Source organism: Blastococcus sp. HT6-30, assembly GCF_039729015.1.
Classification (GTDB): domain Bacteria; phylum Actinomycetota; class Actinomycetes; order Mycobacteriales; family Geodermatophilaceae; genus Blastococcus.
In genome coordinates this window covers 218,399-237,338 of sequence record NZ_CP155792.1, presented here as the reverse complement: position 1 = coordinate 237,338, position 18,940 = coordinate 218,399, and the positions used below count along the sequence as shown (strand labels likewise).

Genomic DNA, 18,940 nt, shown 5'->3' with positions numbered 1-18,940 from the left:
CGCAGCGTGAGGCCTGCGGGCCGGGCGGTGCATCCGGAGACAGTCGGTCTCTGCTTACCGTGGTAAGCAGAGACCGACTGTCCGTGGGGCAGACCACCGGACCCCGGCGCGGGATCCGGTCAGCCGGCGGAGAGGTCCAGCCGGTCCAGCGCCGCCGCGAGGTCACCAGGGGTGTCGAAGACGTCGAGCGCACCGGCGTCGCGCAGTTCCTCGTCGCCGAACCCCCCGGACCGCACGACCAGCGCCGGCATCCCGGCCTTCCTCGCCGCCTCCACGTCGAAGACGGAGTCGCCGATCATCACGCTCGGCGCGTCCGCGGGCTCGCCCAGCTTCTCCAGCGCCACCTCGAGCAGGTCGGGCGCGGGTTTGCTCGACTCGACGTCGTCGCTGGTGGTCCAGGCCTCGGCCAGGTCCCGCAGGCCGAGCAGGTCCAGCGAGTGGTCGACGTGCTTGGCCTTGCCCGAGCTGGCCAGCACCACGCGGTGACCGCGCTCGCGCAACGCCTGGACCAGCTCACGGGCACCGGGCAGCGGCGCCACCTCGTCGATCAGCCGGTCGAACTCCTCGGTCCACCGCTCGCGGGCCTGGTCGCCGATGCGCTCCTCGACGTCGTCGCCCCCGAGCGCGGCCGGCAGCCGGTCGCCGCCCATGCCGATCAGCCGGTGGATCCGCCAGACCGGGAACGTCTCCCCCAGGGACCGCAGGGCCCGGTACCAGGCCAGGGCGTGCTGGTAGTTGGTGTCGACGAGGGTGCCGTCGACGTCGAGGACGGCGATGCGCGGGGAGCTCATGCGCCACGGGCTGCCCACCGCCGCCGCGCCTGAACCCTGGGGTCAGCCGGAGTGGACGAGGAGGCCCCGGACCGTCTCGCCGGCCGCCTGGTCGCGGTAGCCCTGGTCGACCTCGTCGAGGGAGTACCGGCGGGTGATCAGCCGGTCGAGCTCCAGCCGGCCCTCCTCGTGCATCCGGAGCAGGCGCGGGATGTCGGTGAACGGGTTGCAGGAGCCGAACATCGAGCCCTGCACCCGGTTCTCGAACACCGTGGTCAGCTGGCCGTTGAGCGTCGCCCGGCCCTCCTCGGGGCGGTCGGCGAGCGCGGTCAGCACCAGGGTGCCGCCCTTGCCCACGCAGCCCGACGCCGCCTTGTAGACGTCCCCGGACATCTTCCCCACCGTCACGACGACGACGTCGGCGCCGGTGCCGCGGGACAGCTCCCGCGCGAGGGCCGCCGCCTCGCCGGCGTCGGCGACCGTGCGGGTGGCGCCGAGCGACTCGGCGAACTCGCGCTTCATGGCCACCGGGTCGACGCCGATCACGTGCATCGCGCCGGCGTGCACCGCGCCCTGCACGGCGTTGACCCCCACCCCGCCGAGGCCGATGACGACCACGGTGTCCCCGGGCCGGACGCCACCGGAGTAGACCGCCGACCCCCAGCCGGTGGGCACGCTGCACGCGACCAGGGCGGCGGTGTCCAGCGGCAGCCAGGGGTCGATCCTGACGCAGGAGAACTCGCTGAGCAGCGTGTGCCGCGCGAAGGCGCCGATCATGCAGAACCCGCCCAGCGGCTCCCCGTCGAGCCGGTACGGGAAGGTGCCGGTGGGCAGCTGCCCGGTGGCGATGGTCGCGCCCTTGTCGCAGAGGTTCGACCGGCCGGAGGCGCAGTACCGGCAGTGCCCGCAGGCGGGCAGGAAGCTGGTGACGACGTGGTCGCCGGGGGCCACCCCGGTCACGCCGGCCCCGACGGCCTGGACGACGCCGGAGCCCTCGTGCCCGCCGACGATGGGGTACCGCCCGCCGGGGTTGGCGTGCCGCAGGTGCTCGTCGGAGTGGCAGAGCCCGGCGTAGGCCATCTCGACCAGCACCTCGCCCGGGCCGGGGTCGAGGACCTCCAACTCGACGATCTCGTACTCGGTCTCCGGCTCGCGCAGTACCGCAGCTCTCGTCCGCACGGTGCGGCTCCTCCTCGGGTCGTGGTCGGGCGCCGTCGGCATCGGCGCCGGGCTGACCACCGGTCATCGTGCCTGGCGGCTCCGGGCGCTCAGGCGGCGACGGTCTCCCCGGCCGGCCGCAGCAGCGGCACCAGCACCTCGTCGACGACGCATCCGATCTGCTCGGCGGTGAACGGCTCGGGCATCCGGTAGCGCTGCCACCAGAACGCCTCGAGCACCGAACTCAGCAGCCGAAGGCGCTCGAGCCGGACGCCCTCGCCCCGTCGCTGGGCGCGCGCGCCGATCTCCTGCACGGCCGCCTCCAGCGGCCGGACGAGCGCCTCGTCCAGGCCCGCGCGCAGCTCCTCGTCGTGCCGGGCCGCGCCGAGCAGGCTCGCCACCGCCCGTTCCTCGCGGTTCAGCGGCTGCGACCAGCGTTCGGTGAGCAGCCCCAGCAGATCGGCGCGCATCGAGCCGCCGTCCTCGGGGAGCACCACCAGCTCGGACCGGCTCACCGCCGCGCGGGCGAGCGCCGCCATCGTGGGCCACCGGCGGTAGATGCCCGCCTTGCCCGCGCGGGCGCGGGCGGCGACGCGGTCGCTGTTGAGCCGCCCCCACCCCTCCTCGGCCAGGATGTCGACGGCCACGGCGAGCAGCTGCTCGGACAGCTCCGCACTGAGCGGCCGCCCCGGGGTGCCGCTCATGACGTCGTTCCATCCCGGCTCGTCGTATGCACCCGCACATACTTGCTGCTCAGCGGTGCGACCACAATGATCTGATGCCTTCGGGTCACAGCTACTTCTCCGGGCGGACCGGGTGGCCCGGTGGCGGCTGCCCTGCTCAGGCGCCTGCGGCGCTCTCCACGTGCACCTGGAGGGTGGCCCCGTCCGCGGACAGCCAGCCCTTGCCGCGGGCGCCGCCGATCATCGCGTCCCACCGGGTCGACCAGTTCTCCGCGCTCGCCCGCGGCTCCGCGGCCGCCCGCAGCGCGGCCACGTCCAGGACCGCGGTGTCCGCGTCCCGCAGCCGGCCCAGTCCGGAACGCTCCAGGGCCTCGGCGGCCTCCTCGTCGGTCACGGCGCCCAGTGCCAGGTGCAGCCGACCGAGGTCGTCGACGTCGACCACCCGCGCCTCCGGACGCTCGTCGGCGCCCGTCACCACCTCGACGATCATGCGGTCCTCCTCGTTCAGACGTGCCAGGGGAAACGGGTGAAGTCGGGGTCACGCTTCTCGAGGAAGGCGTCCCGGCCCTCGACGGCCTCCTCGGCCATGTAGGCCAGCCGCGTGGTCTCACCGGCGAACAGCTGCTGGCCGACCAGGCCGTCGTCGATCAGGTTGAAGGAGTACTTGAGCATCCGCTGCGCGGTCGGCGACTTCGCCACGACCTTCTTCCCCCACTCCAGGGCGGTGGCCTCGAGCTCCGCGTGCGGAACGACGCGGTTGACCATGCCCATGGCGTGGGCGTCCGCGGCGGTGTACTCCTCGCCGAGGAAGAAGATCTCCCGGGCGAACTTCTGCCCGACCTGCCGCGCCAGGTACGCCGACCCGAAGCCGCCGTCGAAGCTGCCGACGTCGGCGTCGGTCTGCTTGAAGCGGGCGTGCTCGGCGCTGGCGAGCGTGAGGTCGGAGACGACGTGCAGGCTGTGCCCGCCACCGGCCGCCCACCCGGGCACGACGCAGATGACCACCTTGGGCATGAAGCGGATCAGCCGCTGGGCCTCCAGGATGTGCAGCCGGCCGCTCGAGCCCTGCGCGTGCTCGTAGCCGTACTTCCCGCGCACCCGCTGGTCGCCACCGGAGCAGAACGCCCAGCCGCCGTCCTTCGGGCTGGGCCCGTTCCCGGTGAGGATCACGCAGCCGACGTCGGTGGACAGCCGGGCGTGCTCCAGGGCGGTGATCAGCTCGTCGACGCTCTGCGGCCGGAAGGCGTTGCGCACCTCGGGCCGGTCGAAGGCGATGCGGACGACGCCGGCGTCGACGGCCCGGTGGTAGGTGATGTCGGCGAAGTCGAAGCCCTCGACCGGCCGCCACGCGGAGCTGTCGAAGATCTCGGAGACGTCGTCGCGCGCGCTCATGCGCCGAACCTAACGCCCTCGCCGGGGGCCCTCGCGGCCGCCGGGTCACCGGCCGCCAGGGCGGACGCGGTCCCGCGGTGTGCGGTCCGGGATGCGCGGTGGCGGAACAGGGCCGGCTCCTTCGTCGTGCGGGGACGCAGCTCCGCCGGGGCGGGGCATCGGCACCGCCTGTGCCCCGCGCCACCCGGGTCTACGCGTCGTCGCCCGCGAGAAGTGGGCGGAGCCGGTCGAGGGAGGCGGCCAGGCCCGGGTGCAGCTGCACGGCGACGAGCCCGGCGAGGGGGACCCAGGCCACGCCGTCGCTCTCGCCGTCCAGCCGGAGGTCCGACGCCTCGAACGGCCGCGCCGGACGGGCCAGCACCGTCGTGTACGCCCAGCCGCCGTGGTCGTCGACCGACTGCGCGCCCAGGACGACGTCGCCGGGGGCGAGGCCGAGCTCCTCCCCCACCTCGCGCAGCGCACCGGCGGCCGGCGACTCGCCGGTGTGCAGCGCGCCACCCGGCGTCCCCCAGGTACCGCCGTGGTGGGACCACCAGGCCCGGTGCTGCAGCAGCACCTCGACGCCGTCGGGGCCGCCGCGGTGGATGAGCAGGCCGGCGGCGCCCGCCCGCCCCCAGTGGCGGTGCCCCTGGCTGCAGGCGGTCCAGCCGTCGGTCGAGGCGAGCACCCGCCCAGTGAACCCGGTCCCGCGCCCTCCCCGCGAGGCCAAGGGGTGTCCTGCGGGACGTCGGTCTCTGCTTCGCTTGCGAAGCAGAGACCGACGTCCCGCGGGACTAGGTTGCAGGGAGGCATCCGCACGTCCGACGGAGGAATTGCGCGCATGAGCACCACCACCACCATGGCCGAGGTCCCCGGACTCGTCGGCACCCAGCTGGGCACCAGCGACTGGCACGAGGTCACCCAGGAGCACGTGAACCTCTTCGCCGACGCGACCGGCGACCACCAGTGGATCCACGTCGACGTCGAGCGCGCCAAGGCCGAGAGCCCCTTCGGCGGCCCGATCGCCCACGGCTACCTCACGCTGTCGCTGCTCGCCACGCTCTCGGGGCAGGTCCTCGCCGTGACCGACACGGTGATGGCCGTCAACTACGGCCTGAACAAGGTGCGCTTCCCGTCCCCGGTGCCGGTCGGCTCCCGGGTGCGGCTCACCGCGACCGCGAAGTCGGTCGAGGAGGTGGCCGGCGGCCTGCAGGTGACGCTGGCCGCCGTCATCGAGCGCGAGGGCGGCGACAAGCCGGTCTGCATCGCCGAGCCGGTCTTCCGCTACTACCGCGGCTGATCCGCGCGTGCGGATCGCCGTCTTCACCGGGTCCCACGCCGGCCCGCCCGCGCACGCCGAGGCCGCCGCGGCCTTCGCCACCGGGCTGGCGAGGGCCGGGGTCGGGATCGTCTACGGCGGCGGGCACGTCGGGATGATGGGCGTGGTCGCCGACGCGGCGCTGGCCGCCGGCGGCGAGGTGGTCGGGGTCATCCCGCAGCACCTGGTCGACGACGAGCTGGCCCATCCGGGTCTGCCGCGGCTGGAGGTCGTGCACTCGATGCACGAGCGCAAGGCCCGCATGGCCGAGCTCTCCGACGCGTTCGTCGCGCTGCCCGGCGCCGCGGGCACGCTCGAGGAGCTGTTCGAGGCCTGGACGTGGGGGATGCTCGGGCTGCACGCCAAGCCCACCGCCCTGCTCGACGTCGACGGGTTCTGGCAGCCCCTGCTGGCCCAGCTGCGGCGCATGGTCGACGACGGCTACCTGGACGGCGCCCGGCTCGATGCGCTGGGCGTGGTGCAGGACGCGGGCGCGCTGCTGGAGTTCACCGAGGGTTACCGGCACCCAGCGCGGAAGTGGACCGCCCCGCCGCCGGCTTGATCGGCGGGGCGTGCGCCCGGCCGCCACGCTGCCTAGCGTCGGGCCCGTGGAGCACTGGGACGTCGTCGTCGTCGGCGGGGGGCCGGCCGGCGCAGCCGCCGCACTGGCCGCCCGGCGGGCCCGCCCCTCGGCCCGCGTGCTGGTGCTCGACCGGGCCGACTTCCCCCGCGACAAGGTGTGCGGCGACGGCATCGCCGCGGAGGCGCTCGACGTCCTCGCCGGGCTCGGCGTGGATCCCGCAACGGTCACCGACGGCTATCCGGCCGTGCCCCGGCTGCGGCTGCGCTCCCCCGGCGGCGCGACGGTCGAGCGGGCCACCGCCCGGCCCTCGTACGTGATTCCCCGGGCGGTGCTCGACGCGCGGCTGATCGCGGCCGCCCGGGAGGCCGGGGCGGTGCTGCGCCGCCAGGTGGTCCGGTCCGTCGTGGTCCACCCCGACGCCGTCGAGGTGGACGGTTCCGTCACGGCCGGGGTCCTCATCGGCGCCGACGGCGCGGAGTCGGTGGTCCGCCGCGCCGTGGACGTCGGCCGCAACCGCCCCGACCAGCTGGCCGTCGCCATCCGGGGCTACGCACCCGAGCCACCAGGGCAGCGCGGCGTCCAGGTCATCACCACGACCGAGCAGCGGTGGCCGGCCTACGCCTGGTCGTTCCCGCTCGGGGACGGGCGGGCCAACGTAGGCTACGGCGAGCTGGTCTCGGGCGGGGCCACGCGCGCCGCCCTCGTCGACGGGTTGCAGCGCCTGCTGCCCGGGGTGGTGGCCGACGAGCTCCGCGCGCACCGGCTGCCGCTGAGCACCGGCCGCCCGCGCCAGCCCGACGGCCGGGTCCTGCTGGCCGGCGACGCGGCGTCGCTGATCAACCCGCTCACCGGCGAGGGCATCTTCTACGCCGTCCTCTCCGGTGCGCTGGCCGGCGGGGCCGCCGGCTCCGGCGCGGACGCCGGTGCGGTCTACCGGTGGGCGCTGGCCGGCCGGCTCGGCCACCACCTGAGGCACTCCTCCGTGGCGTCGGGTCTCAGCCGCTGGCCGGTGTTCATGGACGCGGTCTTCCGGGCCGCCGCGGCGTCCCAGCGGGTGTTCGACGACGTGGTGGTGCTGGGGCTGGCCGACGGCCGGCTGACCCTGCCGGCGCTGGCCGGCGCCGCCCGCCACCTGCGCCCGCCGGCGTCGGCCGGGGAGTAGGGCTCCCGCGCCGGTCAGCGCAGCGCCGTCACCAGTGTGACCCCGGTGGATCCGGAGGTCTGGACGACGAACCCGAGCTCGGCGAGGGTGTCGGCGACCGCGGTGTTCATGAGCTCCTGCACCGCGGTGTGCGCCGACTCCCCACGGGAGCCCAGGACGCTCATCCGGTCGTGCGTCCGCCAGCTGACCAGCACACCGCAGGAGCCGGTCTCGGGCACCAGGCAGACGCCACCGGCCGAGGCACCCGAGGCGGCGTCGTACAGCGGCATCCCCGCCTCGGCCAGCGCCGCGGCGACCTCCACCACCAGGGTGGTCAGCGGGTCGGTGTCGGTGAGCAGCGCGTCCCAGTCCTCGGGCAGCCGGTCCAGCTGGTCGCCGAGCTCGGCCAGCCACGCCTGGTCGGCCGGGGTGGGCCGGGGAGCGACGGTCCCGTCGGGGCGCGCGAGGCCGAAGACGGCGACGGCGACGGGGGACAGGCCGCCGGCGAGGGCGGCCCACTCGGCGTCGATCCGGTCGTCGAACGGGCCGGCCAGCACCCGCGCCGCGTCGTCGACCAGCAGCCAGCCGAGCGCGGGGGACGCCGGGGCGGCGGGCGCGGACGCCGGGGCGGCGGGCGCGGACGCCGGGGCCGGCTCGGTGGCGAGGGCGACCGCCTGCCGGCGGGCCTGCGGCTGCGCGCTCCCGCCGGCGTGGGCTGCGGCCCGGCGCCCCGCCGGGTGGGTGCCGGCGGTGCGGGCGGCCGAGCGCTGCGCGCTCTGCTGCGCCGCGGCGCGCGCGTACTCGTAGCGGGCGGTGGAGCTGGCGCCGAGGGCGACCACCACAGCGGTGCAGAGGAGGAAGCCGACAACCGCGACGGTCGGCCACAGCAGCATCGCGTCCATGATCACGTGGGTGCTCCTCGGTGCGTTCGCGCGGCGGGGAAGTACCGCGGTCAGGAGCGAAGCTACGTCGCCGCACCGGCGTGGACGGCCGGTTCCGGGACATCCCGGAACCGGCCGTCACCCGATCGTTGCAACCGGCCCCCGCGGCGCCCGGTGACCCCTTCCCCGCGACACCGCCATGTCGACAAGTACTGCTCTGACCAGCGCGAACGCGCCTTCGCGTGCGTGCGGTCATCCCCGTACGGCGAGCTCGCCCGGCATGTCGGGACGGGTGCCGCGGGCGGGTCCGGCCCCCGGCCTACGGGCTCTGGGCGACCAGCCGGACACCGAAGCCGAGCAGCGCGGCCGCCGTGACCGCATCGAGCGATCGGCGCACTCGGCGACGGCCGAGGACATGCCGGGCCCGGTGCACTCCGGCGACCAGGAGCAGCAGGTACAGCAGCGTCAGCGCCGCGTGCGTGAGGGACAGCGCGCCCATCGCGACGGGTCCGGAGTGCGGGCCGAGGAACTGCGGGAGCACCGCGAGGTAGAAGACGAGCACCTTCGGGTTGGTGATGTTGACCAGGAAGCCCTCCCGCCAGCCGGACGACGCGGCCCGGCCCGGAGCGGTGTCGCCGTGGTCGAGGGGCGGGTACGTCCCGACGACCGCCGACCGGATCGCCTGGGCGGCCAGCAGGACCAGGTAGGCGATGCCCGCCCAGGTGATCGCCCGGAACAGCGGCTGCGCATGGGCGATCGTCGCACCGAGGCCCGCGACGGCGGCGATGCCCTGCGCTGCGGCTGCGCCGGCGACACCGACCGAGCACCACGCTCCTCGCCGGCGGCCGCCCGCCACGGCGTTCTTGACGACCACTGCGAAGTCCGGCCCGGGGATGACGACGAGGACCACGGCGACGACGAGGAAGGAGGCGTAGGCCGGCCAGGTCACGACCGGAGCGTTCCACCTCCTCGCGTCCCGCCGGTGGCCGCGGAACGCCGGGACGGCCTCCCCCACCGTCCGGCGGGAGCTGCCCCTACGAGAGCGGAGGGCGTGGGATTCGAACCCACGAAGAGGGGTTACCTCTTAGCGGTTTTCAAGACCGCCGCCATCGGCCACTAGGCGAGCCCTCCTGGCGCGTCGAGGCTAGTGCCTGCGCGGCCGCCGGTCGCGCGGAGCGTCTGCCCGGCCGCCGCCGCACCCGATGCGGGCGCCTGGCGGGCGGGGGGCCAGCATGGAGTCATGGCACCGGGCACCGAGGCGCACCAGGTTCCGCGCACCCGACCGGTCTGGCTGCTGGCGCTGCCCGCCGCCGTCCTGGTCCTCGTGGCGCTCTGCCTGCGTGCCCCCTTCACCGCCGTCGGCCCGCTGCTGGGCGAGCTCGGGAACGAGTTGTCGCTCTCCACGGGGGCGCTCGCCGTCGTCACCGCCCTGCCGCTGGTGTGCTTCGGGCTGGTCTCCCCCTTCGCCCCGGCGCTGGCCGTGCGGTTCGGCGTGCACCGGGCCGTGCTGCTGGGCGTCGTCGCCCTGACCGTCGGCATCCTGCTGCGCCTGGCCGGGGCGCCCGGGCTGTACGTCGGCACCGCGCTCCTCACCGGTGGCATCGCCGTGGCCAACGTGCTGCTGCCCGCGGCGGCCCGCGCGGAGTACGGCAACCGCAGCGCGCTCGTGCTCGGCGTGATCACCGCCTCCATGGCCGCCTCGGCCAGCATCGGCGCGGGCCTCGCCCAGCCGCTGGCCGGCGCCGCCGGCAGCGCCCTGGCCGGTCTGCTGCTCTGGGGCGTGCCGGTGGTGGCGGCGCTGGTCGCCATGGCCGCCCTCACCCGGGCACGGCGGGACCTGCCGCGGCCGGCCGCCGCTCCCCAGGGTGCCCGGACCGCCGTGCTGCGCGACCGCGTGGCGCTCGCGGTGACGCTCTTCTTCGGGCTCCAGTCGCTCTCCTTCTACACGATGCTCACCTGGCTGGCGGACGTGCTGGAGGCGGAGTCCGGCGTCTCCCCCGTGGCCGCCGGCGGTCTGCTGGCGCTCGCGGCGGCGCTGGGGCTGCCCGCGTCGCTCGTCGTCCCGCCACTGGCCGCCCGCCGCCCCGGCCAGCAGGGGTGGGTGCTGCTGGGCACGCTGCCGGTGCTGGCGGCCATCACCGGGCTCCTGGTCGCCCCGGCGGCGGCGCCGTTGCTGTGGGTGCTCCTCTTCGGGCTCGGCACCGGCTCGGCGTTCCCGCTGGCGATGACGCTGATCCTGCAGCGCACCCGCGACGTCGCCCAGACCGGCCGGCTGTCCGCGGCGGCGCAGAGCGTGGGGTACCTGCTCGCCGCCACCGGCCCGCTCGGTGTCGGCCTGCTGCACGAGGCGACCGACACCTGGGCCCCGGGGCTGGTACTGCTCCTGGTCGTCGTGCTCGCGCAGCTCGCCGTCGGGCTCGCCGCCGCCCGCCCCCGCCTGGTCGGCGCGGAGGTCTGAGCCCCACCCCGGCCTGTTGATCGGTCAGGGGTCGGCGGTGACGCCCTCGGGGGTCCGCGTCACCGGGGTGCCGACGACGCCGTGCAGGTGGCACGCGGCCAGCTGACCGGGCGCCCCGGCCGGCTGCAGCGCGGGGTCGACGTCGTCGCAGGGCTCGAAGACGTACGGGCAGCGGGTGCGGAACCGGCAGCCGCTGGGAACGGCCGACGGCGAGGGGACGTCGCCGGTCAGGACGATCCGCTGCCGCGCCCGCTCCTTCGCCGGGTGCGGCACCGGGACCGCCGACAGCAGCGCCTGCGTGTAGGGCATCTGCGGATCGCTGCCCACGGCCGCCGCCGGGCCGATCTCCACGACCCGGCCCAGGTACATGACCGCGATCCGGTCGGAGATGTGCCGGACGGCGGACAGGTCGTGGGAGATGAACAGCAGCGTGAGCCCCAGCTGCCGCTGCAGGCGGCGCAGCAGGTTGAGCACCTGGGCCTGGACGCTAACGTCGAGGGAGGCGATCGCCTCGTCGCAGACCAGGAAGTCCGGCTCCCCCGCCAGCGCACGCGCGATCCCGACGCGCTGCCGCTGGCCGCCGGAGAACTCGTGGGGATAGCGGCCGGCCACCACCGGGTCCAGGCCGACCAGCTCCAGCAGCTCCCCGACCCGGGCGGCGCGCTCCTGCCTGCCCGACCGCAGGCCGTGCACCTCCAGCGGCTCGCTGACCGTCTGCGCCACGGTGCGGCGCGGGTCGAGCGAGGCGAACGGGTCCTGGAACACCATCCCGGCCCGGCGGCGCATCTCCTTGAGGCCGCGGCGGTCCAGTGAGGTGACGTCGGTGCCGTCGAAGGTGACCGTGCCCCCGGTGGGCGGGATCAGGCGCAGCAGCGCGTTGCCCAGCGTGGACTTCCCGCAGCCGGACTCACCGACCAGGCCGAGCGTCTCACCGCGCAGGATGTCCAGGTCGACCCCGTCCACCGCGCGCAGCACACCGCCCGGCGCCCGCCGGAGGCCGCCGCCCCCGACGGGGAAGTGCACCTCCAGCCCGCGGGCGGAGACCAGCACGTCCTCGCTCATCCCCTGCTCCCCCCGTCCGCCGTCTCGGCGCACCAGGTCGCCGCGCGGTGCGGCAACCCGGCGCCGTCGGTGGCGCCGTCGCCCGGATACGCGCCGGACGCCGTGGCTCCCGCCGGCCCGCCCGCAGCGGCGCGGGAGACGACGGCCAGCGGCGGCTGCTCGGTCTCGCAGCGCGGGTCCGAGCGCACCGGGCACCGCGGCCAGAAGACGCAGCCCGGCGGCAGGTCGGTGGGCGGGGGCGGCAGGCCGGGGACGGCGGTCAGCTCGGGGACCTCGCCGTCGGGGCCCACCGGCGCGGCCAGGTCGGGCAGCGAGCCCAGCAGCCCGCGGGTGTACGGGTGCGCCGGGTGCTCGAGGACGTCGTCGACCGTGCCGTCCTCCACGCAGCGCCCGCCGTACATGACCAGCACCCGGTCGGCGATGCCCGCGACGACGCCGAGGTCGTGGGTGATCCAGATGACGCCGGTGCCGTGCTCGGCCTGCAGCTTCCCGACCAGGTCGATGATCTGCGCCTGCACGGTGACGTCCAGCGCCGTCGTCGCCTCATCGGCGATGAGCAGCGACGGCGAGTTGCTCAGCGCGATGGCGATGACGACCCGCTGGCGCATCCCACCGGAGAGCTCGTGCGGATAGCGGTCCAGCGCCCGCTCGGGGTCGGGCAGCCCCACCTCGCGGAGCAGCTCCGCGGCCCGGGCCCGGGCGTCGGACCTGGAGACGTCGCCGTGCGCCCGGATGCCCTCGACCAGCTGACGGCCGATGGTGAGCACCGGGTTCAGCGACGTCATCGGGTCCTGGAACACCATGCCGGCGCCGGGGCCGCGCACCTGGCGCAGCCGGTCCGGCGACATGGTCAGCAGGTCCTCGCCCTGCAGCAGCGCCCGGCCGGTCACCGTCGCCACCCGCGCGGGCAGCAGGCCGAGGAGGGCCAGCACCGAGACGCTCTTGCCGCTGCCGGACTCCCCGACGACGGCGACGGTCTCCCCCGCCCCGACGGTGTAGCTCAGCCCGTTGACGACGTCGGCCGGGCCGCGCGGGGTGCGCAGCCGCACCCGCAGGTCCGATACCTCCAGCACCGGCTCGCCGGCCGGCCGGCCGCCGCTCACTTGCCACCCCCGGCCATCAGCGTGCGCTGCCTCGGGTCGAGCGCGTCACGGAGCCCGTCACCGAGCAGGTTGAAGCAGAGCACGGTCAGGAAGATCGCCATCCCCGGGAAGAACGCCAGCCACCAGGCCAGCTCGATGTACCCGCGCCCCTCGGCCAGCATCAGCCCCCACGACGGGTTCGGCGGCTGGGTGCCCAGGCCGAGGAACGACAGCGCCGCCTCGGCGAGCACGGCGAAGGCCAGGCTGATCGAGGTCTGCACGATGATCGGCGGCGCGGCGTTCGGGAGGATGTGCCGGGTCAGGATCCGCCAGTCCGAGGCGCCCACGGACCGGGACGCCCGCACGTAGACCTCCTCGCGCACGCCGAGCACGCTGGCGCGGGTGACGCGGGCGAAGATCGGCGTGTAGACGATGCCGATCGCCAGCGCGGTGTTGCCCGATCCGGGCCCCCGGACGGCGAGGACGGCGATCGCCAGCAGCACCGCCGGGAACGCGAACAGCATGTCCATGACCCGCATGAGGACGTCGTCGACCCACCTGCCGTAGTAGCCGGCGAGCAGGCCGATCATCGTGCCGACGACCAGCGCGAAGCCGACCGCCAGGAAGCCGACCCTCAGCGACACCGAGGCGCCGAGGATGACCCGGCTGAGGATGTCCCGGCCGAGGTCGTCGGTGCCGAACGGGTGCTCCCAGCTGGGGGACTGCAGCCGGTCGGCCACCTCGATGTCGTTGGCCCCGGCGGGCGCGATGGCGTCGTCGAAGATCGCCACCACCACGATCAGCAGCAGCACCACCGACGCGATGGCCGCCGTCGGGTTGTGCGCCAGCAGGCTGAGCGTCTCCCGCCAGCGCGGGCGGGCCGGCCGCAGCGTCGCCGGCCCCGACCGGGACTCCCGCTGCGGCGATCCACCCGGGGGCTCCTCGGGGGTCTCCGGGCGGCGCTCGCCCCCCGGCTCCTGGTAGGGCGGCGGGCCCGGTGTCGGCTGGATGCTCATCGGCGGATCCGCGGGTCGATGGCGGTGTAGAGCAGGTCGACGACGAGGTTGATCACCAGGAAGACGACGGCGAACAGCAGGATCGCGCCCTGCAGCACCGGGTAGTCGCGGGCCTGCACCGCCTGCAGCGCGAGCTGCCCCAGCCCCGGCCAGGAGAAGACGATCTCCACGACCACGACCCCGGAGAGCAGGTAGGCCAGCTGCACGCCGGTCACCGTGACCAGCGGCAGCAAGGCGTTGCGCAGCACGTGCCAGGTGAACACCTGCCGGGTGGGCAGCCCCTTGGCCTGCGCCGTCCGCACGTGGTCCGAGCCCAGCGCCTCGAGCATGCTGGACCGCACGAACCGGGTGATGACCGAGCCGGAGACCACCCCGGTCACCAGCGCGGGCATGAGCAGGCGCTGGAGCCAGGCGCCCGGGTCCTCGGTCAGCGGCACGTAGCCACCCGACGGCAGCCAGCCCAGCGTCCCGGCGAAGATCAGGATGAGCACGATGCCCATCCAGAAGTCGGGCACCGAGATGCCGAACTGGCTGACCACCGTGGCGACGCGGTCGATGATCGACCGCGGCCGCAGCGCCGAGATCGTGCCGAGCGGGACCGCGATGAGCAGCGCGACCAGGATCGAGGCGAACGCCAGCGTCAGCGTGGCCGGCAGCCGCTCGGCGATCTGCGAGGTCACCGTCTCGCCGCTGCGGAAGCTCACGCCCAGGTCGCCGGTCAGCGCCCGGCCGAACCAGGTGAAGAACTGCTCGATCAGCGGCTGGTCCAGCCCCGAACGCTCGCGCAGTGCGTCGTAGCTCTCCTGGGAGAACCGCGTGCCCAGCGCGAGGCGCACCGGATCGCCCGGTACGAGGTGCACCAGGCCGAACACGATGACGCTCACCCCGGCGAGGACGACCGCGGACTGGCCGATCCGCCGGACCAGGTAACCGGTCAGGGCAGCTCCACGTTCTCGAAGTTGATCGCCTTGTCGGCGCGGATCTGGTACCCGCTGAGCCCCGGTGCCCACGCCTGCACGACGTCGGGGTTGTAGAGGTACAGGTAGGAGACGTCGTCGACGATGAGCTTCGCGGCCTGGTCGTAGAGGTCCTTGCGGGTGGCCTGGTCGGTCTCCGTCGCGGCCGCGTTCAGCAACCGGTCGACCTCCGGGTTGCTGTAACCCTGGTAGTTGCTGCCCCCGTCGGTGATGTGCTGGGCGTGGTAGAAGTCGAACGGGTCGATGTTGCCCAGCCAGCCGAGCATGAAGGCGTCGAAGTCGCCCTGCGCCTGCCGGTCGAGCCACGTGGCGAAGTCCACGGTCTGGACGTCGACGTCGATCCCGATCGGCTCGAGCTGGCTGGCGATCACCTGTGCGGCGGTGACGGTCTCGGGGAACTCGTCGGTGACCATCAGGCCCATCGTGATCGGCGTCTGGACGCCGGCCTCCTGCATGAGCGCCTGCGCCTCCTCGACGCTGGGCTCGAACGGCGCGTAGTCGTAGTGGTAGAAGCTGTCCTCGGGGATGGCGGTCTGGTTCGGCTGCGCCGCTCCGAAGCGGGCCGCCTCGGTGACCGCGCCGCGGTCGACGGCGGTCGCGATCGCCTGCCGCACCTGCGGGTTGCCGAAGGGCTCCCGGGCGTAGTTCATGCTCATGTACCAGTAGTCGACGCTCGGCGTGGTGGCCAGCTCCACGGCGTCGTCACCCTCGAGCGACTCGATCTGCTGCGGCGGGATGTTGTCGGTCCACTGCACCTCGCCGTTCTGCAGCGCCGTCAGCGCCGCGGCCGGCTCGGTGATGTAGCGGAACTCGACGCCGTCGATGCTCGGCGCGCCACCCCAGTAGTCCTCGTAGGCGGCGAGCTCCGTGGTGCTGGCGTCCGTGCTCTCCAGCGTGAACGGGCCGGTGCCCACCGCCTCGGTGGTGAGGTCGAACTCCTCGGCCGCGCCCTCGGGCAGGATCGACATGCCCTTGAAGGCGCCGATCAGCGCCGGGAGGTTGGGCGTGGGCTGGCTGACGGTGATCTCGACGGTCTGCGGGTCGACGGCCTCGACGCTCTCGACGGTGGCGAACCGGTAGGCGTTGTTCAGCTCCTCGTCGATGATCCGGTTGTAGGAGTAGACGACGTCGGCGGCGTCGAACTCGCTGCCGTCGTGGAAGGTGACGCCCTCGCGGAGGTTGAACGTCCAGGTCAGGCCGTCCTCGCTGACCTCCCAGTCGGTCGCCAGGCTCGGCTCCATCGTCAGGTCCTCGGGGTTCGGGACGACGAGGGTGTCGTAGACGTTCTCCAGCACCTGGAAGCTCGGGTAGGCGCTCGTGACGTGCGGGTCGAACTGGTCGGGCTGCGCGCTCACCGCGGCCACGAGCACGTTGTCCCCGCCGCCACCACCGCCCCCGGTGTCGACGCTCTCCCCACCCCCGCTGCACGCGGTCAGGGCCACTGCGCCGACGGCGCCGAGGGACAGGAGACGGGTGGTGCGCACGGGAACCTCCGGGGTCTGGGCAGGTGGTGCAGCTCCGACCTTGACCCCGTCCCCGCCGGCCGACAACCCGAACAGCGCCCTGACCGGGATCGTTGCCTGTTTGAGACCTGCCTCGGCCCGCCAGACTGCCCCCGTGGAACTCACCTGCCGTCCCCGGACGCTGCGCCTGCGGAACACGTTCACCATCGCCCGCTCGTCGGTGGACACCGAGGAGGTCCTCCTGGTCAGGGTCGACGACGGGGGCGTGCGCGGGCACGGCGAGGGCGCCCCGGTGGGCTACTGGGGCGAGTCGGTGGCGGGGATGGCCGACGCCGTCGCCGCGGACGGGGCCGCCCTGCTCGGCGACGACCTGCGCGACCTGGAGGGCATCGCCCGTCGGTTGCGCGCCTGGGACGGGCCGCAGGGCGCGAAGATGGCGCTCGACGGCGCCGCGCACGACTGGGTCGGCCGCCGCTACGGCCGACCGGTCTGGCGGCTGCTGGGCCTGGACGGGGTGCTCCCGCCGACCAGCTTCACCATCGGCATCGCCACGGTGGAGGAGACCGTCGCCCGCGTGCGGCGCGCGCCCGGGTTCGCCGTCTACAAGGTGAAGGTGGGCGGCCCCGACGACCTCGAGCGGCTGGAGGCGATCCGGTCGGTCACCGACGCCCGGCTGCGGATCGACGGCAACGAGGGCTGGACGTCCGACCAGGCCCGCGACCTCACCCCGCGGCTGCGGGAGCTCGGCGTGGAGATGGTCGAGCAGCCGTTCCCCGCGGCCGACCTCGACTCCTTCGCCCGGTACCGCGAACTGCCCGACCGGCTGCCGGTCTTCGTCGACGAGGGGTGCAAGGACCTCGCCTCGGTGGCCGGCATCGCCGGCTACGCCGACGGGATCGTGGTCAAGCTGGCCAAGTGCGGCGGCATCCGCGAGGCGCAGCGGATGCTGGCCGCCGCCGCCGCGGGTGCTCCGGTACGGCACCCGCGAGGTGGTCTGCGTGATCGACGACGTGCACGCCGGCCGCCGGGCCGTGGACGTCGTCCCCTTCTGCGCCTCCCCCGCCCCCGTGGTCGCCGACGTCGCGGCCGCCCGGCAGCTCGGTGCGACGACGGTGCTCCTCGGCGTGGCACCGCTGGGCGGCCGACTGACCGACGCGTGGCGGCGGGCGCTGCTCGGCGCACTGCAGCTGAGCCTGCACGTCGAGGCCGGGCTGCACACCGATCTGCGGGCCGATCCGGAGCTGGCGGCCGCCGCGCGGGCAGCGGGTGTCGGCATCCGGGACCTGCGGGCGGTACCGGCCGATCTCGGCGTTCCGCTCGCCGAGCCGGTCGGGGCCCGGGTGGTGCACACCGTCGGCTCCGACTGCGCCATCGGGAAGATGAGCGTCGTGCTCGAGCTGGACCGGGCCGCCCGGGAGCGCGGCCTGGCCTCGGTCTTCGTGGCCACCGGCCAGACCGGGGTGGCGATCTCGGGCTGGGGCATGGCCGTCGACCACGTGATCTCCGACTTCGTCGCCGGCGCCGCCGACCGGCTGGTGCGCGAGGGGGCGGCCCGCGGCGACCTGCTCTGGCTGGAGGGTCAGGGCTCGATCCACCACCCGGCCTACTCGGGCGTGACGCTCGGCCTGCTGCACGGCTCCTCGGCCGACGCCCTGGTGCTGTGCCACCGCGCGGGGCGCACCGCGATCGCCGACTACCCGGCCGCCCCCCTGCCGCCGCTGGCCGAGATCGTGCGTGGCTACGAGCAGGCGGCCGGCTGGGTGCGCCCGGCACGGGTCGTCGCCGTCGCGCTCAACACCGCCGGCCTGGACGACGCGGCCGCCCGGGCCGCCGTCGAGGACGCCGCTGCGGAGACCGGGTTGGTCACCGACGACGTCGTCCGCTTCGGTTCCGGCCGGGTGCTCGACACCGTCCTCGCCGCGCTCGACCGGGGGTGAGCCGGCTCAGCCGTCGACCGTGACGTCGTTCCACGGCAGCCGCGGCTCCACCCAGGGGAAGACGACGAGGAGCAGCAGGGCGCAGACGGCGAGGACCAGCACGAGCGACTGCGCGGCCTTGAGGCCCCTGCCGCCGGGCAGGTGCCGCCAGATCCAGCCGTACATGGGTCCTCCGGGGAGCTCGGGTCAGCTGTCGCGCAGCCCCGGCGGGCCGTCGGGCATCTCGGCCTTCGGGATGCCGGCACCGTCGAGCTGCGCGTGGACGATCAGCCGCTGCCTCGCGGAGAACCGCGGATGGCAGGTGGTGAGGGTCAGGTAGGAGCCGGTGGGGGCGGCGGTCGGGGCCTGGTCCGGCGTCGGGGCGATGACCCAGACGTCGGCCGGGCTCACGATCCGGCGGCCCGGGATACCGCTGGGGTCGGCGCCGAGGTCGCCGGTCGCGGCGTCCCCGAGCACCCGGTAGACGAACCAGCTGTCGGCGGTCTCCAGGACGATCGGGTCGCCGGGCTGCATCAGGTCCAGCTCCAGGAACGGCGAGCCCTTGCCCACCCGATGGCCGGCGAGCGCCACGTTGCCCGGCTCGCCGGGCATCGCCGTCCCGACGTAGTGGCCCGGCCCCTGCGACAGCTGCTCCTCGCTGGTCCCCTCGAGGATCACGCGGGCGTAGTCCTCGCCCAGCCGCGGAATGCGCAGGACGCCGAAGGCGTCGCCGATCTCCACCTGCACCGGACCGGCCTCGGCGGGGGCGTCCTGCTCCCACTGCGCGTTCAGCTCCTCGCTGAGCTGGTCCTGCCGGCGGTCGGTGAGCAGGTCGGTGACGTAGACCTGGTAGACGACGAAGAGCAGCAGGACCAGCCCCGAGGTCACCATCAGTTCACCGATGACGCGGGCGACGCCACGCGCGCGGTTTCCGCGGGCGGACGGCGCCGCCGGCGGCCGGGGCGGCGGAGGCACGCGCTCGATGGGCTGCGTGTGCGTCATCTGCTCCCGTCCGTGCTCCAGCGGATCCGCGCGCACGGGTGCGCTCCGGGGACGGGGAG

Annotated in this window: 20 protein-coding genes and 1 tRNA gene; 5 read left to right on the top strand and 16 right to left on the bottom strand. The window is 74.7% G+C overall.

Annotation, left to right across the window (positions count from 1 at the left end; all coding sequences use genetic code 11):
- Positions 1-119 precede the first annotated feature (119 nt).
- From ABC795_RS01095 to ABC795_RS01070, 6 genes are all read right to left on the bottom strand, one after another.
- A complete protein-coding gene (locus ABC795_RS01095) occupies positions 120-791 on the bottom strand; it encodes an HAD family hydrolase (RefSeq protein WP_347058963.1) in 672 nt (223 codons plus the stop codon).
- Between the two features lie 42 nt (positions 792-833).
- Positions 834-1,949, bottom strand: a complete 1,116-nt coding sequence (locus ABC795_RS01090; RefSeq protein WP_347058962.1) for an NDMA-dependent alcohol dehydrogenase — start codon at positions 1,947-1,949, stop codon at positions 834-836.
- 89 nt (positions 1,950-2,038) lie between these two features.
- Complete coding sequence (locus tag ABC795_RS01085; RefSeq protein WP_347058960.1) at positions 2,039-2,632, bottom strand: TetR-like C-terminal domain-containing protein; 594 nt, start codon at positions 2,630-2,632, stop codon at positions 2,039-2,041.
- Positions 2,633-2,768: 136 nt separating this feature from the next.
- Positions 2,769-3,101, bottom strand: a complete 333-nt coding sequence (locus tag ABC795_RS01080; protein WP_347058959.1) for a hypothetical protein — start codon at positions 3,099-3,101, stop codon at positions 2,769-2,771.
- A 14-nt stretch (positions 3,102-3,115) separates the two neighbouring features.
- Positions 3,116-4,003, bottom strand: coding sequence for a 1,4-dihydroxy-2-naphthoyl-CoA synthase (locus tag ABC795_RS01075; protein WP_347058958.1), 888 nt, complete (start codon positions 4,001-4,003; stop codon positions 3,116-3,118).
- Positions 4,004-4,193: 190 nt separating this feature from the next.
- On the bottom strand, positions 4,194-4,670 hold the full coding sequence (locus ABC795_RS01070) for an NUDIX domain-containing protein (protein ID WP_347058957.1): 477 nt from the start codon (positions 4,668-4,670) through the stop codon (positions 4,194-4,196).
- A 153-nt stretch (positions 4,671-4,823) separates the two neighbouring features.
- On the opposite strand from ABC795_RS01070, the gene ABC795_RS01065 reads away from it, so the two are divergent.
- From ABC795_RS01065 to ABC795_RS01055, 3 genes are read left to right on the top strand one after another with little or no spacing between them, the layout of a single operon-like run.
- Positions 4,824-5,282, top strand: coding sequence for a MaoC family dehydratase (locus ABC795_RS01065; protein ID WP_347058956.1), 459 nt, complete (start codon positions 4,824-4,826; stop codon positions 5,280-5,282).
- Between the two features lie 7 nt (positions 5,283-5,289).
- Complete coding sequence (locus ABC795_RS01060) at positions 5,290-5,862, top strand: TIGR00730 family Rossman fold protein (RefSeq protein WP_347058955.1); 573 nt, start codon at positions 5,290-5,292, stop codon at positions 5,860-5,862.
- Between the two features lie 46 nt (positions 5,863-5,908).
- Complete coding sequence (locus tag ABC795_RS01055; protein WP_347058954.1) at positions 5,909-7,045, top strand: geranylgeranyl reductase family protein; 1,137 nt, start codon at positions 5,909-5,911, stop codon at positions 7,043-7,045.
- Positions 7,046-7,059: 14 nt separating this feature from the next.
- Here the strand turns inward: ABC795_RS01055 and ABC795_RS01050 are convergent, their stop codons facing one another.
- The 3 genes from ABC795_RS01050 to ABC795_RS01040 all read right to left on the bottom strand — a co-directional run bounded on the left by ABC795_RS01050 (position 7,060) and on the right by ABC795_RS01040 (position 9,036).
- Entirely contained in the window at positions 7,060-7,926 is an 867-nt protein-coding gene (locus ABC795_RS01050; protein ID WP_347060667.1) for a hypothetical protein, read from the bottom strand.
- Positions 7,927-8,224: 298 nt separating this feature from the next.
- Positions 8,225-8,854, bottom strand: a complete 630-nt coding sequence (locus tag ABC795_RS01045; protein ID WP_347058952.1) for a LysE family translocator — start codon at positions 8,852-8,854, stop codon at positions 8,225-8,227.
- Positions 8,855-8,948: 94 nt separating this feature from the next.
- Positions 8,949-9,036 (bottom strand) — tRNA-Ser (locus ABC795_RS01040).
- A gap of 109 nt (positions 9,037-9,145) precedes the next feature.
- On the opposite strand from ABC795_RS01040, the gene ABC795_RS01035 reads away from it, so the two are divergent.
- Positions 9,146-10,363, top strand: coding sequence for an MFS transporter (locus ABC795_RS01035; protein ID WP_347058951.1), 1,218 nt, complete (start codon positions 9,146-9,148; stop codon positions 10,361-10,363).
- 24 nt (positions 10,364-10,387) lie between these two features.
- Here ABC795_RS01035 and ABC795_RS01030 read toward each other — a convergent pair whose 3' ends face one another.
- Genes ABC795_RS01030 through ABC795_RS01010 form a run of 5 tightly spaced genes read right to left on the bottom strand, consistent with a single transcriptional unit; the run spans position 10,388 to position 15,984 of the window.
- Positions 10,388-11,425, bottom strand: a complete 1,038-nt coding sequence (locus tag ABC795_RS01030; protein WP_347058950.1) for an ABC transporter ATP-binding protein — start codon at positions 11,423-11,425, stop codon at positions 10,388-10,390.
- Positions 11,422-12,528 carry an ABC transporter ATP-binding protein gene (locus tag ABC795_RS01025; protein ID WP_347058949.1) on the bottom strand — a complete coding sequence of 369 codons (1,107 nt, stop codon included), beginning with the start codon at positions 12,526-12,528 and terminating at the stop codon, positions 11,422-11,424. The genes ABC795_RS01030 and ABC795_RS01025 overlap by 4 nt, the downstream gene beginning before the upstream one ends.
- On the bottom strand, positions 12,525-13,523 hold the full coding sequence (locus ABC795_RS01020) for an ABC transporter permease (RefSeq protein ID WP_347058948.1): 999 nt from the start codon (positions 13,521-13,523) through the stop codon (positions 12,525-12,527). The genes ABC795_RS01025 and ABC795_RS01020 overlap by 4 nt, the downstream gene beginning before the upstream one ends.
- Positions 13,520-14,449: an ABC transporter permease gene (locus tag ABC795_RS01015; protein WP_347060666.1), complete on the bottom strand. Its 930-nt coding sequence runs from the start codon at positions 14,447-14,449 to the stop codon at positions 13,520-13,522. Before ABC795_RS01015 ends, ABC795_RS01020 begins: the two co-directional genes overlap by 4 nt.
- Before the next feature lie 8 nt (positions 14,450-14,457).
- Entirely contained in the window at positions 14,458-15,984 is a 1,527-nt protein-coding gene (locus tag ABC795_RS01010) for an ABC transporter substrate-binding protein (RefSeq protein ID WP_347058947.1), read from the bottom strand.
- Positions 15,985-16,961: 977 nt separating this feature from the next.
- On the opposite strand from ABC795_RS01010, the gene ABC795_RS01005 reads away from it, so the two are divergent.
- A complete protein-coding gene (locus ABC795_RS01005; RefSeq protein ID WP_347058946.1) occupies positions 16,962-17,900 on the top strand; it encodes a DUF1611 domain-containing protein in 939 nt (312 codons plus the stop codon).
- Positions 17,901-17,906: 6 nt separating this feature from the next.
- On the opposite strand, the gene ABC795_RS01000 is transcribed toward ABC795_RS01005, so the two are convergent.
- The gene (locus ABC795_RS01000; RefSeq protein WP_347058945.1) at positions 17,907-18,065 is read right to left on the bottom strand and encodes a hypothetical protein; all 159 of its coding nucleotides are present in this window, start codon (positions 18,063-18,065) and stop codon (positions 17,907-17,909) included.
- Positions 18,066-18,086: 21 nt separating this feature from the next.
- Positions 18,087-18,917, bottom strand: coding sequence for a class E sortase (locus ABC795_RS00995; RefSeq protein WP_347058944.1), 831 nt, complete (start codon positions 18,915-18,917; stop codon positions 18,087-18,089).
- Positions 18,918-18,940: the final 23 nt, after the last annotated feature.

Coding starts and splice junctions, on each gene's coding strand:
- ABC795_RS01020 (WP_347058948.1), bottom strand. CDS start 13,523: ATGAGCATCCAGCCGACACCGGGCCCGCCGCCCTACCAGGAGCCGGGG.
- ABC795_RS01050 (WP_347060667.1), bottom strand. CDS start 7,926: ATGGACGCGATGCTGCTGTGGCCGACCGTCGCGGTTGTCGGCTTCCTC.
- ABC795_RS01065 (WP_347058956.1), top strand. CDS start 4,824: ATGAGCACCACCACCACCATGGCCGAGGTCCCCGGACTCGTCGGCACC.
- ABC795_RS01000 (WP_347058945.1), bottom strand. CDS start 18,065: ATGTACGGCTGGATCTGGCGGCACCTGCCCGGCGGCAGGGGCCTCAAG.
- ABC795_RS01080 (WP_347058959.1), bottom strand. CDS start 3,101: ATGATCGTCGAGGTGGTGACGGGCGCCGACGAGCGTCCGGAGGCGCGG.
- ABC795_RS01075 (WP_347058958.1), bottom strand. CDS start 4,003: ATGAGCGCGCGCGACGACGTCTCCGAGATCTTCGACAGCTCCGCGTGG.
- ABC795_RS01030 (WP_347058950.1), bottom strand. CDS start 11,425: ATGAGCGAGGACGTGCTGGTCTCCGCCCGCGGGCTGGAGGTGCACTTC.
- ABC795_RS01035 (WP_347058951.1), top strand. CDS start 9,146: ATGGCACCGGGCACCGAGGCGCACCAGGTTCCGCGCACCCGACCGGTC.
- ABC795_RS01095 (WP_347058963.1), bottom strand. CDS start 791: ATGAGCTCCCCGCGCATCGCCGTCCTCGACGTCGACGGCACCCTCGTC.
- ABC795_RS01085 (WP_347058960.1), bottom strand. CDS start 2,632: ATGAGCGGCACCCCGGGGCGGCCGCTCAGTGCGGAGCTGTCCGAGCAG.